Consider the following 16,125-nt stretch of genomic DNA (forward strand, 5'->3'; position numbering starts at 1 on the left):
AGGGAGATGGCAGAAAACTATCGGACCGAAACAGCTTTCGCCGCCGCGACCGACGCTGCGGTCGAGCGATTGTTGAACACCTATCTGCGAGAGACGGGCCAGAGTGCGCAGACGCTGTTGTGCGACGATCTCCATCTGACGCCGCTTCCTGCGCATACGGTCGAGGCGTTGCAGGCGGAAGGCCATCCGTTCTGTCTCCACTTGCCAACGACAGATGCGCGGCTGTTCGGTGCGCTCACCTATGCCTCGCTGTTTGGCCATCACCGCTACGGAAAGCGCTTTTGGCTGGAACAGGACGGAGCGATGCGGGAGGCGGACGGCGGATGTCTGATCGAGCGGCTGCTTCATGAGGTCGGCCGACATGATGAGGACGAACGATCGCGCGACCGTCGTCTCCTCGCGCTGCAAGAGCAGGTGGGCAATTCGATCGACAAGACGAAGCGCTTTTTAGACCATCATCTCACCCACCCGTTCCACCTGTGGGAGCTGACCGGGGGCGAGCGGACAGCAAGCGCGGAGAGCCGACTGATGTTCGGGCATCCGTTCCACCCGACACCGAAAAGCTCAGAAGGCTTTTCGGCAGATGACTTGGTTCGCTATGCGCCAGAGCTCGGCGCGACGTTCGTCCTGCGCTATTTTGCGGCCGACCCTGCCATCGTGCAGGAGGCGTGGGTGAACGAAGCGGAGGGCGACCTGTTCCCACCCGCTCTGCTGGCAGAGGCGAGCGATCGCCTGCCAGCAGATCGCGCGCATTACAAGCTGCTCCCCTGCCATCCTTGGCAGGCTGACCATCTGCTAGGCTGGCCGGACGTGCAGGATCTGATCCAGAGCGGGCTCCTGGTCTACCTCGGGCCGCTCGGCGCTCCCGTTCATCCGACCTCCTCGGTGCGTACCGTCTGGTCGGCAGAGCTGCCCTGCTATCTCAAACTGCCGCTCAACGTGCGGATCACCAACTTCATTCGCGTCAACCCGCTGGATCAGCTGCAGCGCACGCTCGATGCGGCGACCTACACCGAGAGCTTGCGCCCGCTGCCCGAGCAGAGCTTCACCATCCTGGCCGAGCTGGGTTACCGGACGCTCGCCCCCGTGCACCTGCCGGAGGAACGCGCGCAAAAGCTGGTCGAAAGCTTCGCCACCATCTTTCGGGAGAATCCGGTGACGACCGCGCAGTCCGCTCAGCAGACGCCCGTCGTCGTCGCCTCGCTGCTGGAAACAAAGCCGGGTGATGAGACGACGCCGCTGTTTCGATTTGTCGAACTGGCCGCGCGGACAGGCGGAAAGGCGCTCGGTGCCGATTTTGTGCAGGCATGGGTTCGCCGCTATGTCCAGATCTCCTTGGTGCCGTTGCTCAACCTGTTCTTCGAGCACGGGTACAGCGCAGAAGCGCACGTGCAAAACTCGATGGTCACGCTCGATCACGGCTGGCCCGCCCACTTTTATGTCCGCGACTTAGAAGGCGTCTCCGTCTCCCGCGAGCAAGCGTCCGCCACAGGCAAGATCGGCACCGCTCTTCGCCAAGACAGCCCGGCGCTCTATGCGGATCAGCAAGCATGGCACCGATTCAAATATTACATTCTGGTCAACCATCTCGGACATCTTCTCCACACGTTAGCGCATGACACCGAGGTGTCGGAAGCGGAGCTGTGGAAGGTGGTCGCAGAGGCGATCCGCACTGAAGAAACGTTTCGGAGCGACCGAGCGAAGCGGGGCATCGACGACCTGCTCACCTGTGAGCACCTGCCCGCCAAAGCGAACCTGATCTCCCGCTTTCAAGAGCGCGGCGAGACGCCGCTCTATGTCAACATTCCCAATCCTTTGATGCAAACACGCGAGGTGAGAGCATGAGCCAGCAAGCGAGATCGACCCTAGAAGCGCTTCAATCTGAACGATACGTGCAGGTCAGACGCCGCATCTTCCGCCAATTGATCCAAGGCCTGATCTACGAGGGGCTGATCAGACCGGTCGAACATCCGGTAGCGAACGGCGTGCGTTTTGAGCTGTCCGGTCGCGATCGAGATCAGCGTCCGGTTCTCTACACCTGTCAGGGCAAGCGCACACATACGTTTCGCCGCGTACAGCTCACCGAAGTACCGGTGATGCGCCACGCCGATCGATCGGTGAGCGAAGCGGACTCGCTGACCCGCTTCCTGCTGGAAGTGCAAGATCACCTCGGCGCCGATCCTGACCGCCTCGCCGCCTTTTGCCGCGAACTGGAACAGACGCTGTTTAACGATACGCTGGCCCAGCACCACCGTCACACCAATCGGCTGGCCTTTGCCGGTCTCTCCTACGACCAGTTGGAATCGTATGTGATGGATGGGCACCCCTATCATCCGAGCTACAAGTCCCGCATTGGGTTTGATGCGGAGGATCAGCTCACCTACGGGCCGGAGACGCGGCCGAGCGTCCATCCGATCTGGCTGGCCGTGCAGGCGAGCGATGCGCGGCTGGTCGCATCGGAGTCGATCGACCTGCCCAGCTTCTGGCGCGAAGAGCTGGGAGATGAGCAGCTGGAGCGCTTTCGGGCCGCGATCATCGAGCAGGGCTATCAGCCGGACGACTACCATCTGCTGCCCGTCCACCCGTGGCAATGGCAGCACAAGATCCTGCCCGCCCTGCACGAAGAGCTCACCTGCGGCAAAATTCTGCTGCTCGACTTTGCTGTCGATGCCTACCATCCGCAGCAGTCGATCCGCACGCTCGCCAACGGCACATCGCCCGCCCGCGCTTCGCTCAAGCTGTCGATGAGCATCATCAACACGTCGACCGGACGGGTTTTAGCACCGCACACCGTCCAAAATGCGCCCAAGGTGACCGACTGGCTCAAGTCGATCCTCGCCCGAGATGCTTTTTTGCGCGACGAGTGCCGCCTGATCCTGCTCGGCGAAGTGCTGGGGATCACCTATGATCGCCCGCCGCTCTCCGATCTGGTACAGGGTGTGACCTACGGTGTGCTCGGCTGCATCTGGCGCGAGAGCATCCACCGCTTCCTCGAACCGGGCGAAGAGGCGGTGCCCTACAACGGTCTGACCGCCCTCGATCTGGACGGAAGCCCGCTGATCGCACCGTGGATCGAAGCGCATGGAGCAGAAGCTTGGCTGACCGACCTGTTTCGGACCAGCGTCCTGCCGGTGCTTCACCTGCTCTACGCGCACGGGTTGGCGCTGGAGACGCATGCGCAAAACATGGTCTTGGTACACCGCGCAGGCAAACCGATTCGCGTCGCCTTAAAAGACTTCCATGACGGCGTGCGCTTCGCTCCGTCCCATCTGGCCGAACCGGATCGACTGCCCGCGCTGCTCGCCACACCTGAGGCGCATGCGCGCATCAACCGCAACTCCTTCTTGGAGACGGATGATCTGATCGCCGTGCGCGACTTTATGCACGACGCCTTTTTCTTCATCAATCTAGGCGAGTTGGCGCTGCTGATGGAGGCGAAATTTTCCTTCTCCGAGCAGCGGTTCTGGACACTGTTGCACGATGTGATCCGCTCCTACCAACGCCGTTTCCCCGCGCTTGCAGAGCGCTTCCAACTGTTCGACCTGTTCGCGCCGACAACTTTTGTCGAACAGTTGACCAAGCGCCGCCTCTACCCGGATACGGAGATTCGCGTCCAAGAGGTGCCCAATCCGCTGTCGCTCCGCTTTGCAGAGGAGGAAGAGGGAGTGATGTTCGATGCTGCGTCAAAATGAGTTCAAGCAAAAGCTCAAGGCCGGGCAACCGACGTTCGGCCTTTTTTGCTCCGTTCCCCATCCGCTGATGGTCGAGCTGATCGCCTTGGCCGACTATGATTTTGTCATCCTCGACACGGAGCATGTGCTGGTCAACCCGGAGACGCTGGAAAACATGATCCGCGCTGCCGAAGCGCTCAGCATCACCCCATTGGTGCGCGTGGGCGATGGGAGCAAAGAGACGATTTTGCGCGCGCTGGACGCAGGTGCGCTCGGCGTGGTCGTCCCGCATGTGGAGAGCGGTGCACAGGCGGAGGCGATCGTGCGCGCCGCCCGCTACTATCCGGAGGGTATGCGCAGCTTAAACGGCGGACGCCCCGGCGCGTTTGGGAAGCGCTCGCTCGTCGAGTACATGAAGCGGGCAAACGAGGAGATCATGGTCATCCCGATGATCGAAAGCCGAGCGGGCCTCGAACATCTTGACGAGATCCTCGCCGTCCCCGGCATCGACCTGATCCTCGAAGGCTCGGCCGACCTGTCCCAATCGTTCGGCATCCCCTGGCAGACGGGCAGCCAGACGGTGCAGGATGCGCTCGCTCACCTCCACGCGCGGTGTCGAGCAAAAGGGGTGCCCTCCTGCGCGATCCCGCGGACGTCTGCCGAATTCGCCCCGCTCTGGCAGCTAGGGGTTCGCTCGTTTGTGCTCGGCGATGAGCGCGGCATTTCCTTTCGTGCACTGAACGCACACCGCACTTCCTACCATCAACTGATCCCAACGAAGGAGACCGTACCTGATGAATAAGATTCTCGACCTGATTCAAACTGCCAAGCAGGAAAGTCGAAAGCCGATCTGCGCCTTCCTCTACGATCTGGAACAGCTGCGCACGCACGTCAAATCGCGCGTCGCATCGCTGCCTGCCAACACTCGCTTTTTCTATGCGATCAAAGCCAACTCGGAGCTGCCGATCCTGCGCGCGCTCGCCCCGATCGTGCACGGCTTCGAAGTCGCTTCGATCGGCGAGATTCTGAAAGTGCGCTCCATCTCCTCCGAGATCCCGATCCTCTTTGGCGGGCCAGGCAAATCGGATGAGGAGCTCATCGGCGCTCTGGAGCACAACGTCACGCTGCTCCACTTGGAGAGCGCGCACGAACTGCGTCGCTTAAACGAGCTGTGCATCGAGCGCAACCGAGTGATGCCGATCCTCTTGCGCGTCAACCTGCGCGGCCCGCTGCCCAGCGCCACGCTCGCCATGGGCGGACGCCCGACCCAGTTCGGCATCGATGAGGCGCAGATCAAAGAGGTGATCGCCGAAGCTAAATCGATGCCGAACGTGCGGCTCGAAGGCTTCCATCTGCATTCGCTGTCGAACAACATGAACGCCAAGGAGCATGTCGCGCTGGTCCGCCATTATCTGGAGCGCGTCATCGAGTGGGCCAACGAGTTTGACCTCACCCTCTCCTACCTGAACGCAGGCGGCGGCATCGGGGTCAACTACGCCGATCTGAACCAGCAGTTCGATTGGGATCTGTTCGTCGCCGAGCTAAAGCCGATGCTGGAGCGCTGCTTGCCTGAGCGGATGACGGTGCTCTTCGAATGCGGGCGCTACCAGACTGCGTTTTGCGGCTACTATGCGGCAGAAGTGCTCGACATCAAGGAAAACCACGGCAAGACGTATGCGATCGTCCGCGGCGGCACGCAGCATTTTCGCCTGCCCGTCTCCTGGCAGCACAGCCATCCGTTCCTCGTGGTCGAATCGGAGCGCTGGGATTACTCCTTCCCGCGCAAGCAGATCGAAAACGTGCCGATCACCGTCGTCGGTCAGCTCTGCACGCCAAAAGATGTGCTGGCATCAGACATCACCGTCCCGCGCCTGCGCATCGGCGATGTGATCCTCTTCCTCTATGCAGGCGCATACGGCTGGTCGATCTCACACCATGATTTCTTGAGCCATCCGCATCCGGATCATCTGTTTGTCGATTGATTCCCAACTCTTCCATTCGGAGGTAAGCAACATGTATGATGTGGTTTCAGATCTGAAAGTGGTCGACATCGATCAAATCTGCCTGCATGAGACGCACGAATGCGTCAGACTTGAAAAAACTTGCCAGTCGATCTTGACGGAAGGCGTGCTTCGCAACCCTCCGCTCGCAGCGCAGATGCGAGACGGGCGCTACCTGATCCTCGACGGTGCGCATCGCACCTGCTCGCTGCAAAAGCTCGGCTGCCTGCGCAGCGTTGTTCAGCTGGTCAATGCCGATTTCTTTCAACTGGAAGCCTGGCATCATGTCGTGCCGGACGGCGCATGGCTTCAGGAACTGCTCACCGATCCTGATCTGCGCATCGAAGCGATCCCCCTCAGCGCACCAGCTGTCGCCTCGCTGGTGAACGGCGAAGGGAAAGAGCTATTTTTCTACGCGGCTAAAGAGGTGAACGATCCGAGCGCTCGCCTGCGCGCGTGGCACCGCGTGGTCACCTCCTACAGCCAGAATTATGCGGTCAAGCGCGTCGCTTGCGGCGAGGTGGAGCGACCGGAGGCGGGAAGCGTCCTGATGCGCTACCCGGCCACGACGCTCGAAGAGCTCGATGCGCTCGTCTCCTGCGGCCAGGTGATGCCCGCAGGCGTCACGCGCTGCATTGTGCAAGGCAGGATGTTAAACCTGCGCGTACCGCTCGATCTGCTCACCGCTCCCGTCTTTCAGGAAGAGGTTTGGGCAGAGCTGTGCGACCGTTGGAAGCGGTCGCTGCGCCTCTACTCAGAGGCGGTCTACCTCTGTGAAGTGTAGGCGAGCAGCGCGGCTGAACAGACTGCGCCTAACAGATTTTCGTCAGGCTGTCCCGCTCGATCTGACGTTTGACCTTCGCCGCCAGCTCGGACGTAGACCCGCAAGCGGAAGACTTATATAAAGTGGCCCGCATGCGGGTCACTTTTTTTGCGCCGCCCCACGATCGAGCTCGCTCTACAGAGCGTCAGCAAGCACAAAAAAACTCCCGAGCAGATGTCGGGAGTTTTGCGCTTCTTTCACTTACTTCAGGATGAAGCCTTTCAGTTCATCGACCATCAGGTTTGCCGCTTTGATACCGCCAGCGGTGTTCCAGACCGAGTCATCCACCTTGTGGACTTTGCCCGCTTTGACGACAGCCAAGTTTTTGAACAGCGAGTCGTCGAGCCACTCTTTTTCCGTCTTGTTCGCTTCGCCATTGCCGGTGTCGTAGGTGAAGTAGAACATGATGTCACCTTCCATCTCCGGAATGCGCTCTTTGGTGATCTCCGCTACGAAGTCATCCTTATCCTGAGCAGCCGGACGCTTCAGGCCGATCTCGTCGAAGATCATGCCGCTGAACGTGTTTTTCATGTAGAGACGGGTCTTGCCGGCCATGAAACGGACGACCGAAACTTGCGTGTTCAGCTTGTCGCCAGCTTCTGCTTTAAAGTCGGCGATCTTCTTATCCCAGTCGGCGAGCAGTTTGTCGCCCTCCGCCTTTTTGTTCAGCGCTTCTGCGTACAGCTTGAAGTTGATCTTCCAGTTGCCGCGCAGGTCTTCGGAGAAGACGGTCGGCGCGATCGCCGACAGCTGTTGGTACACTTTCTCTTGGCGCATCTTGTTGCCGAGGATCAGGTCGGGCTTCAGCGCAGCGATCTTCTCGATGTTCGGCTGCGATTCCTCGCCGAGCACCTCGACGCCTTCCATGTCCGCCTTGATGTGATCATACCACGGGTCGCCATTCCAAGAGCGAACGGCCCCGACCGGCTTGATGCCCATCGCCAGCGCCGCTTCTGTCCCTTCGTTGGTCAGCACGACGACGCGCTTCGGCGTGCCTTCGATCGGCGTCTCGCCCATCGCGTGTTTCACCGTATATTTTGCTTCTTGTTTTGCTGGCTCTTGTGCACCTTTATCTTCGGTCTTGTTGCCGCAACCGGACAGGATCAGCATCGATGATAGCAGGACTGTGAACATTGTGAAGCCGGATTTTTTTAACCGGTTCATCTTTGAAAACATGGTGGTTCCTCCTCATTGAAAACGATTCTCATTTACAGCCATATCCTACTCCTTCTCAGCACCCGTGTCAACACTTGATTTTTTCAAATGATAATGAGTCTCAAATTCATTGACAGGAACTCTCCTGTTTTCTACACTAAGGACGTATCCTTTCTATATATCCACTTTTCAACCTACTCAGCTTAGAGATATTCATCAAACATTTTTAGGAAGAAGGATTTATCATGTTCGTACTTTTACCGAAAGCTTCGGGGAAGGTGATCGGCCTCCTCGCGATGGTAGCGGGAATCATCTGCCTGATGTTCGTCTCGATCGTCTATGGTGTCATGGATACGACATGGCAGACAGCCATTGACGCCTATACAAACTTTACAGGTACCAACGAGCAGATCGTCATCAAAGAAGCGCGGGTGCCGCGCGCGCTGATCGCAGTTGCGGTCGGAGCGTCGCTCGGGATGGTCGGTGTGCTGATGCAGACATTGACGCGCAACCCGCTCGCCGACCCGGGGATCTTTGGGATCAACGCCGGCGCCTCCTTTTTTATCGTGGTATCGATCGCGTTCTTCTCGGTCAACTCCCTGTCCCAGTTCGCCTGGATCGCCTTCTTGGGCGCGGCGGTGAGCGGAGCGATCGTCTATCTGCTCGGATCGCTCGGCCGCGACGGTCTGACACCGCTCAAACTGACGCTGGCAGGCGCCGCGATGACCGCCCTGTTCTCCTCGATGATGCACGGTCTGCTGGTCGTCAACGAGCGAACGCTGGAAGAAGTGCTGTTCTGGTTGGCCGGGTCTGTCGCCGGCCGCAAGCTCGATGTGCTGTTCTCCGTCCTGCCTTATCTGGCTGTCGGCTGGGTGGGAAGCCTGCTGATCGCAGGCCAGCTCAACGTCCTGCTGATGGGGGATGATGTGGCGAAAGGGCTCGGTCAGCGCACGATGATGATCAAGATGGTCACCGGACTGCTGATCATCCTGCTCGCCGGCGCATCGGTTGCGATCGCCGGGCCGATCGCCTTTGTCGGTCTGGTCATCCCGCACATCGCCCGCTTTATGGTCGGGATCGACCTGCGCTGGATGATCGTCTACAGCGCGGCGCTCGGCGCGATGCTGCTCTTGGGCGCTGACATCTTGGCGCGGATGATCGCCATGCCTGACGAATTGCCGCTCGGCGTGGTGACTGCGCTGATCGGCGTGCCGATCTTCGTCTTTGTCGCACGAAAGGGGATTAGCCGACAATGAAAAACTACCTGACGTATCGCAGTCGCAAGCTCCCCCTTTCGTTTTTGATCGATAAAAAAGCGCTGTGGCTCACGCTGTTCCTGCTGCTGCTCACCTTTGCTGTCGTCGTCATCTCCACTGGGCTCGGCTCGATGTTCATCCACCCGCTCGACGTGCTCAGCGTCCTGTTTGGCGGTGGCTCAGAGATCAATCAGGTGGTCGTGCTCAACCTGCGGCTGCCGCGCATCATCGTCGCCCTCTTGGTCGGCATTGCGCTCGGCGTTGCCGGCTCGATCATGCAAAGCTTGATGCGCAACCCGCTCGCCTCCCCCGACATCGTCGGAGTCACCGGGGGCGCGTCGGCAGCTGCTGTCGCGTTTCTGACGCTGTTTGAAGGGATCAGCATCCACTACCTGCCGTTCGCCGCCTTTGTCGGCGCGGCTGTCGTCACGCTGCTGATCTATCTGCTCGCTTGGAAAAAAGGGGTCACCCCGCTGCGGCTCGTCTTGGTCGGCGTGGGGATCGGCGCGGCGATGCAAGCGCTGACCACCTTGCTGATCGTCACCTCGCCGATCCATCTGACCAGCAAAGCGATGATCTGGCTGTCGGGGACGGTCTACGGCTCGAACTGGAACAACGTGCTGACCCTGCTCCCGTGGGTGGTGGTCTTCATTCCGCTGACGTTCATCTTCGCCCGCAGCATCAACGCGCAACAGCTGGGCGATGAGGTGGCGACCAGCATCGGCGAACCGGTGCACCGCCATCGCTTCTTGCTGATGCTGTTCTGTGTGGCGCTGGCAGGCTCTGCAGTCGCAGTCGGCGGCGCGATCGGCTTCGTCGGGCTGTTGGCACCGCACATCGCCCGCAAGCTGGTCGGCCCGTCGCTCGGAGCGTTGATCCCGACCTCTGCGGTCATCGGCGGTTTGATCGTGCTGCTCGCCGATCTGATCGGACGGCTCGCTTTCGATCCGCTCGATGTGCCAGTCGGCATTTTTACCGCCGCGATCGGCGCACCATTTTTCATCTTCTTGCTGTATAAACATCGCAATCACTAGATTGTGGACGATAGATAGGGGAGATTACAGATGAAGGCGTTGGAAACGAAAAACCTCACCTTGTCCTACGGTGAGGCGACGATCATCGACAGTTTGAACCTGGCGATTCCAAAGGGAAAGATCACCGTGTTCATCGGCAGCAACGGATGTGGGAAGTCCACGCTGCTCCGCTCGATGGCGCGGCTGATGAAGCCCGCTGCGGGCGCGATTCTGCTCGACGGTGAGCAGGTGGCGAAGCTGCCGACCAAAGAGGTGGCTAAGCGGATGGCGATCCTGCCGCAAGGGCCGATCGCACCAGAAGGACTGACCGTCTTGCAACTGGTCAAACAAGGTCGCTACCCGTATCAAAACTGGTTGCAGCAGTGGTCGGAAGAGGATGAGAAGATGGTGCGCAACGCGCTTGAAGTGACCGGCATGGCGCCGTTTGCTGAAAAGGCGGTCGACTCCCTCTCCGGCGGTCAGCGCCAGCGCGCCTGGATCGCGATGACGCTGGCGCAGGGCACGCGGACGATCTTGCTCGATGAGCCGACCACCTACCTCGACCTGACGCATCAGATCGAAGTGCTGGACATTTTGTTTGAGCTCAACCGGCTCAAGCAGAGCACGATCGTCATGGTGCTCCACGATCTCAACCTTGCCTGCCGCTATGCGGATCACATCGTAGCGCTGGAAAACCGCACCGTCTACGCACAGGGCAAGCCGGAGGAGATCGTGACCGCCGAGCTGGTGAAGCAGGTGTTTCACATGGACTGCCAGATCATCGCCGACCCGGTCTTCGGCACGCCGATGTGCATCCCGTTTGGCAAGGGCAGACAGATCATGGCGGAGCAAGCGGTGGCTGGATTGTAGGGGATTGAGGGATGGAGAAAGGAGCCGAGAGTGGCTCCTCAGATGGAAAAGGGTGTCGACTTTCTAGTGAAGTAGTCAAGTCGATATTTCAGATGAACATGTGCAAAAGATCGCTCGCTCCCCTGTAGGTCTTATCGGGGCGAGCGATCTTTTTATTTATCTAGGAGTAGTTCAGGCGAAATACTATCTCCGGATGGATTTCCTGTGTTTCACGAACAACTCTTGAGTTGTTTTTCAACTCACAAGCTCCGACCGCTGGATTACTTTTCATTTTGCCTAACGCCCTACCGTCTTTTGAAGGACGTTTTTCTCATACACTCGTCTGTTATTTTGCGATTCGTGGAAAGTTATCACTTTCTGATCGCTTGTCAGATAGGTTCATTGATTATGATAGACTTTGACGTCAGACCAACATATAAGGATAGATGCTAATTTCCTCGTGTATTGATTGTAAAAATTTCTCATTTCATGTAATATATACACAAAATCCTCAACAAGATTTTTTCAGAATACTCTATCTTCATCATCTTTTTTCGGATCTTCGTCCAGCAAACAAAGTAGAACTACACATGACTAGCTGATCATCCTACTTCAGATAGCCTTACGAAAGTCTAGTGGCGTTTTCGCCCTACCCTCACGAAACCCCAAATTGAGAGGAGCCCTTAGAATGGGAGCAGCTTTACGGTTTGGTCTCACGCTCACTGGTCTATTTATCCTCGGTGCGATTTTGATACTGCTCGTCGTGAAGGAAACTGGGATCATTCTGTTCTGGAACTACGTTGTTTTCGGCGTTCCAGCACTGATTGGATACTTTCTTTTAGTATTCTTGTACTTCTCGACCAAAAGAGCAGTCTTTTGGACTTGCGTTGGAATTCTGTTGCTCTCACTCTGTGGATATTTCATATTTGATCTGCTTGATAGCAATCCACGTTTTCCAGCTTAGGTGATGGAAAAGAGCAAGTAGTAGATGTTTCATGACGATTTGATTTGTCTTTTCCATTTTTCGATCAGGGTTCCCTTTTGTGTGAAATTCGCGTGCGTAACTCGAATGGTTGATTGGGGGGTCTAAAAATGAAAAGCAAACGCTGGTTGCTGATCTCCTTGCTTCTACTTCCATTGATCACCACCGGATGTCAAACGACCGATCAGGAGTTACAACATCAAGATATTGCTGGAACTGTCCTCCCCTCAGCCGAAGAAGCTCGTCACTACGTAGTCGATTCGAAACTTTTGACCATAGTCGAACAAACAGAGATCGTTCCAATCCGCTTCTTAGAGTATGGCCCAAAATACCTCATGGTTCAGGGGCGGGATGCAGAGGATCGGAAACGTATCATCTGGCTAGTTGGCAACGCATCTAGCGGTGGCATACGTGTGGTAAGCGAGGCATTGTCAGATGCCTTCCTTCCAGAATCGCACATTCGAGAACTGCTCAATGAGCAAGGCGAGATTGAGCAGTTGTTCCTCGCCCCAAATGATCGCGCAGGAGATACTGACAAGAACAAGCCGATCTGGTTCGTGCTGTTAAAGGACAAAAAGGTAGTATATCTTGATCCTGTCACAGGTCAAAAGTTGCCAAAAGGAAATTGAATATCGGAGCAGGTTTACCAGTCTTTTTTCTCCTTGTCGATCGTGGAGAAACTCGTAAAGTTGGTGCGACAGTCCGACTCCACTTCCAGTACCTTGATCGACCTGCACTTGCTGAACTTTATCCAAGCCGTTCCATGTCCGCTTACTCAGTTGGAGCTTGAAAATGGTGGTCTCAGTTGTTCGATGAAACGAACACTGTATGTTCAGAGCCAGATTGATCTCGACCTCTGACTACGTAGTAGACAGGGGTTTTATCTTTTGCTTCTGTCGGCGCTTGCTGAAATTCATCGTGGCTCAGATGTCAGAGGTCTACCTGCTCGATCGCAAATAGGTGGTACTGTTCCTTTGCAACTTGCGCAGCTTCTTCATGGCTTAAAGCTAGCCCTTTGATGGCATTTTGTTCGGTATTGATCGACTTGTGATTAAGGGCAGTTCCGACGATCGCCCCTGCGCCAAACAGCGCACAGACGAGAAAAACGAGGCTTTTTCTCTTCACGGCTGCCCCCATCTCTCGTTAGACAATGTGTACCTAGATAGATCTTCTACACGGTCATTTCTTTATCGTTAACATGGATCTCTGAGAAGAATTGTCACAGCCAGCAAGATAGTACGCGATTTCGTCTGCCTTCTCTTGCTGCTCGATCGACAGGCATTGAAAGGTTCGCTTGCCTCCTCCGAACTTATCCTTTGAGGAATCTTCGAAAACTTCGATCTTCTCCCCATCAAATTTCAAATTGGAGAAAATAGGATCCCCTTCTTTGGTATAACGTGTAATCTTCACGTCCGAAGGCTGATGGGATTCAATATCTGCTAGGAACTTATAAAATTTGTCCAAATTGCCAGTCGTTGTTCCTTCCGAAACGATATCTCCATTTTGAATGGCCGTTTCATAGGTATAATTTTGTGAAGTGGATGAGCAGCCTGTCGCAAGCAAAAGGAAAGTCGAGATCACCAATAATCCCCGCCTCATCATTTGAATCCCTCCACGCAATGGAAATGTGATCCAGAATAGGTGTACGCAGTATATCAAATGTACCGAATCGGGTCAAAAATGCGATTCAGCGCCCTTATCAGAATTTTTCAATACACCTCTACAGTTTGATGTAAAATTAAGCTATTCACATGATTGGATCATTTCTCGAAATCATAAATTCATACAAGATAATAGCCTCTCGATCTAACCCCCCTAATATGGAGCTTCCTATGATCTTAAAATCCACTGCCTTCGTAACATTTACACTCGCCATCCTGTTCTCGGTCGGATGTTCGAACAGCATTGATGAGAAAAAAATAAACAGCATCCGCGTTTCAACAACGTTCGAAGCGAGCCCTGAAACAGAGGATCAACGACAACTTTCATACAGCATTCAATTGATCAACCAGAACGAGTTGCCGCTCAACCTTGAGTGGGTAGAACCTGTCCTTTCAAAACCTTTGGCAAATCGAACCACCCCACACGAAGTAACAATACCGATCCAAGCGGTTGTACCCGCAGGCGATCAGTTGACGATCGAAGGGGTGATCCAGATCGAGACTTCTGCAATAACCGATCTGGAGAGCCAGCGCGAAGAAGCGATCAAAGGCGTAACGCTAAAGCTCACCTCCGGTGAAGAGATCTACGTCGAAATCTAAACGCGAGACCCACTCATCGTAATCTGTGCTTTGTACATCGCATTCGCTCACAATGCTCGCACAACTCCACCATACCCCGCACCAATCAAAAGGAGACGTCCGATCATACTCGTCTCCCCACGAAAAAAGGAGCGCCGCTGCTCAGGGCAGGCGCTCCTCCACGCTGCTACAAATACAAATAAGACCATCATCGCTTGCTTCTCTACTTCAACCTTCTGCTCGTTGCCCATTTGAGTCTGTCACTCTTGAGCCTTCCGCTTCCGAGCCTCTTCATCGTCCCACCGCTTCATTCCTCACCAGGTTGAGCAACACCGCTGACGACTCGATCACGAACGCGCGCGGGAAAAACTACTCTCTTCCCTCACTCGCCCACTTCCTGCTCGCTGAGCAGTTGTTCGTCCGCTTGAAACCAGTCGATCTGCCCGTGCAGTTTGACCACTTCGCCGACCAGGATGATCGAGGGATTCTGCACGTTTTTCGCTCTGGCGATCTCGGTGATCGTCTCAAGCGTCCCCTCGACGACCAGCTGTTCCGGCATCGTGCCCCAGTGGATGATCGCCACCGGCGTGACCGGATCGCGCCCGTGGGTGATCAGCTGCTCGCAGATCAGCGGGAGGTTTTTCACCCCGAGGTAAAAGGCGAGCGTGTCGACCCCTGTCGCGATCTTGTCCCAGCGAATGCTCGACTGCTGTTTGTTCGGGCACTCATGTCCAGTGACGATCGCGAAGGAGGAGGCGATATGTCGCTGGGTGACCGGAATCCCCGCATAAGCGGGTGCGGCGATGCCCGCTGTGATGCCGGGCACCACTTCGAAGGGGATGTTGTTCGCGCGCAGGACGAGCGCCTCCTCCCCGCCGCGGCCGAAGACGAACGGGTCTCCACCCTTCAAGCGGGTGACGATCTTGCCCGCCAGCGCTTTTTCGACGAGCAAGTCGTTGATCTCCTCTTGCGGAAAATGGCGGTCGGGCAGTTTGCCCACGTTGATCAGCTCAGTGCCCTCTTTGGCGTACTGGAGCAGTTTCGGGTTGGCCAAGCGGTCATAGAGGATGACATCCGCCTCGCGAATGCACTCCACGCCCCGCACGGTGATCAGCTTCGGGTCGCCCGGACCCGCTCCCACCAGATAGACTTTCATGTTGTGATCTCCCTTCTTAACCGATCAGCCAATCGACCGCCAGTAAAAACATCAGATAAAGGAATGTGGAGCGATAGAGCAGCCAGATCGTCTGCACGATATGTTTCGCTTCGATCTCGACCAGCGGGTCGCCCAAGTGCGCGCGGAACGACCGGACTCCCTGATAGCTGTTCTCCCCGCCCAAGCGGATCTGCAGCGCACCTGCCACCACCGCTTCCGAATAGCCGCTGTTCGGGCTCGGATGTTTGCGAGCGTCGCGCAGGCCGATCCGCCAGGCTCTGCCTCCACCCTTTCCGGCGGCGAGGACGAGGAACGGCAACGTCAGCCTTGCCGGAATGAAGTTGGCGAGATCGTCGAGGCGAGCGGACGCCCACCCGAGGTGCAAATATTTCTCGTTCTTATAGCCGACCATCGAGTCGAGCGTGTTGATCGCGCGATAGGCGAGCGCGAGCGGTGCACCGCCGAGCAGTGCGAAAAAGAGGGGCGCCGTCACCGCATCGACGATGTTTTCGGCCACCGTCTCGATGCCGCCGCGCGCGATCTCCCGCTCGTCAAGATGTTCCGTATCGCGGCCGACGATCCACGAGAGGCGCTGCCTGGCGAGCGCCAGATCCCCCTGGCGCAGCGCTTGATACACGCCCCTGCCCGCCTCGGCGAGCCCCTTGACGGCGATCGTCGTCGAGATCAGCCACACTTCCAGCCCGACGCCCAGCCACGGATGGATGCTGTAGAGCAGTTGGAGCAGATAGAAGCTGACCGCAAAGACGCCGCCTGCGATCAGCAGCGGGAAGAGCATCCCTTTGGCTCGCTCCTCCCATTTGCTCCCCCTGCGCTTGGCGAGCAAGCGATCGAGCTTGGAGATCGCTTTGCCCATCCAGACCACCGGATGGGGCAGCCAGCGCGGGTCGCCGACCAGCAGATCGATCAGGTAGGCGAGCGCGAGCGTCATCCGGCTCCCTCCTCGGAGGTCGAGCTGCGGA

Annotated in this window: 15 protein-coding genes; 10 read left to right on the forward strand and 5 right to left on the reverse strand. The window is 57.0% G+C overall.

Annotation, left to right across the window (positions count from 1 at the left end):
* Positions 1-6: 6 nt before the first annotated feature.
* Genes ACFSOY_RS18055 through ACFSOY_RS18075 form a run of 5 tightly spaced genes read left to right on the forward strand, consistent with a single transcriptional unit; the run spans position 7 to position 6,455 of the window.
* Positions 7-1,845 (forward strand): IucA/IucC family protein, encoded by a 1,839-nt coding sequence (locus tag ACFSOY_RS18055; protein WP_386049046.1) that lies wholly within the window; start codon positions 7-9, stop codon positions 1,843-1,845.
* Positions 1,842-3,692 carry an IucA/IucC family protein gene (locus ACFSOY_RS18060; RefSeq protein WP_386049048.1) on the forward strand — a complete coding sequence of 617 codons (1,851 nt, stop codon included), beginning with the start codon at positions 1,842-1,844 and terminating at the stop codon, positions 3,690-3,692. The genes ACFSOY_RS18055 and ACFSOY_RS18060 overlap by 4 nt, the downstream gene beginning before the upstream one ends.
* Positions 3,676-4,473, forward strand: coding sequence for an HpcH/HpaI aldolase family protein (locus ACFSOY_RS18065; protein ID WP_386049050.1), 798 nt, complete (start codon positions 3,676-3,678; stop codon positions 4,471-4,473). Before ACFSOY_RS18060 ends, ACFSOY_RS18065 begins: the two co-directional genes overlap by 17 nt.
* Complete coding sequence (locus ACFSOY_RS18070; protein ID WP_386049053.1) at positions 4,466-5,653, forward strand: type III PLP-dependent enzyme; 1,188 nt, start codon at positions 4,466-4,468, stop codon at positions 5,651-5,653. The genes ACFSOY_RS18065 and ACFSOY_RS18070 overlap by 8 nt, the downstream gene beginning before the upstream one ends.
* A 31-nt stretch (positions 5,654-5,684) precedes the next feature.
* Positions 5,685-6,455 carry a ParB N-terminal domain-containing protein gene (locus ACFSOY_RS18075; protein ID WP_386049055.1) on the forward strand — a complete coding sequence of 257 codons (771 nt, stop codon included), beginning with the start codon at positions 5,685-5,687 and terminating at the stop codon, positions 6,453-6,455.
* Between the two features lie 240 nt (positions 6,456-6,695).
* Here the strand turns inward: ACFSOY_RS18075 and ACFSOY_RS18080 are convergent, their stop codons facing one another.
* A complete protein-coding gene (locus tag ACFSOY_RS18080; RefSeq protein WP_386049057.1) occupies positions 6,696-7,670 on the reverse strand; it encodes an ABC transporter substrate-binding protein in 975 nt (324 codons plus the stop codon).
* Positions 7,671-7,894: 224 nt separating this feature from the next.
* On the opposite strand from ACFSOY_RS18080, the gene ACFSOY_RS18085 reads away from it, so the two are divergent.
* The 4 genes from ACFSOY_RS18085 to ACFSOY_RS18100 all read left to right on the forward strand — a co-directional run bounded on the left by ACFSOY_RS18085 (position 7,895) and on the right by ACFSOY_RS18100 (position 12,378).
* A complete protein-coding gene (locus ACFSOY_RS18085) occupies positions 7,895-8,905 on the forward strand; it encodes a FecCD family ABC transporter permease (RefSeq protein WP_386049059.1) in 1,011 nt (336 codons plus the stop codon).
* On the forward strand, positions 8,902-9,939 hold the full coding sequence (locus ACFSOY_RS18090; RefSeq protein ID WP_386049061.1) for a FecCD family ABC transporter permease: 1,038 nt from the start codon (positions 8,902-8,904) through the stop codon (positions 9,937-9,939). The genes ACFSOY_RS18085 and ACFSOY_RS18090 overlap by 4 nt, the downstream gene beginning before the upstream one ends.
* Before the next feature lie 30 nt (positions 9,940-9,969).
* Positions 9,970-10,788 carry an ABC transporter ATP-binding protein gene (locus tag ACFSOY_RS18095; protein ID WP_386049063.1) on the forward strand — a complete coding sequence of 273 codons (819 nt, stop codon included), beginning with the start codon at positions 9,970-9,972 and terminating at the stop codon, positions 10,786-10,788.
* 1,071 nt (positions 10,789-11,859) lie between these two features.
* On the forward strand, positions 11,860-12,378 hold the full coding sequence (locus ACFSOY_RS18100) for a hypothetical protein (protein ID WP_386049065.1): 519 nt from the start codon (positions 11,860-11,862) through the stop codon (positions 12,376-12,378).
* A gap of 301 nt (positions 12,379-12,679) precedes the next feature.
* Here the strand turns inward: ACFSOY_RS18100 and ACFSOY_RS18105 are convergent, their stop codons facing one another.
* Positions 12,680-12,874: a hypothetical protein gene (locus ACFSOY_RS18105; RefSeq protein ID WP_386049067.1), complete on the reverse strand. Its 195-nt coding sequence runs from the start codon at positions 12,872-12,874 to the stop codon at positions 12,680-12,682.
* A gap of 54 nt (positions 12,875-12,928) precedes the next feature.
* A complete protein-coding gene (locus ACFSOY_RS18110; protein WP_386049068.1) occupies positions 12,929-13,351 on the reverse strand; it encodes a DUF4362 domain-containing protein in 423 nt (140 codons plus the stop codon).
* Positions 13,352-13,581: 230 nt separating this feature from the next.
* Here ACFSOY_RS18110 and ACFSOY_RS18115 point away from each other — a divergent pair, with 230 nt between their 5' ends.
* Positions 13,582-14,010: a hypothetical protein gene (locus ACFSOY_RS18115; protein WP_386049070.1), complete on the forward strand. Its 429-nt coding sequence runs from the start codon at positions 13,582-13,584 to the stop codon at positions 14,008-14,010.
* 361 nt (positions 14,011-14,371) lie between these two features.
* Here ACFSOY_RS18115 and cobA read toward each other — a convergent pair whose 3' ends face one another.
* Positions 14,372-15,145 carry a uroporphyrinogen-III C-methyltransferase gene (cobA, locus tag ACFSOY_RS18120; RefSeq protein ID WP_386049072.1) on the reverse strand — a complete coding sequence of 258 codons (774 nt, stop codon included), beginning with the start codon at positions 15,143-15,145 and terminating at the stop codon, positions 14,372-14,374.
* A 16-nt stretch (positions 15,146-15,161) separates the two neighbouring features.
* Positions 15,162-16,094, reverse strand: coding sequence for an adenosylcobinamide-phosphate synthase CbiB (gene cbiB, locus ACFSOY_RS18125; RefSeq protein WP_386049073.1), 933 nt, complete (start codon positions 16,092-16,094; stop codon positions 15,162-15,164).
* Between the last annotated feature and the right edge of the window lie 31 nt (positions 16,095-16,125).

Origin of the sequence: Tumebacillus lipolyticus (assembly GCF_042682745.1) — a bacterium.
In the GTDB taxonomy this organism is placed as follows: Bacteria; Bacillota; Bacilli; order Tumebacillales; family Tumebacillaceae; genus Tumebacillus_A; species Tumebacillus_A lipolyticus.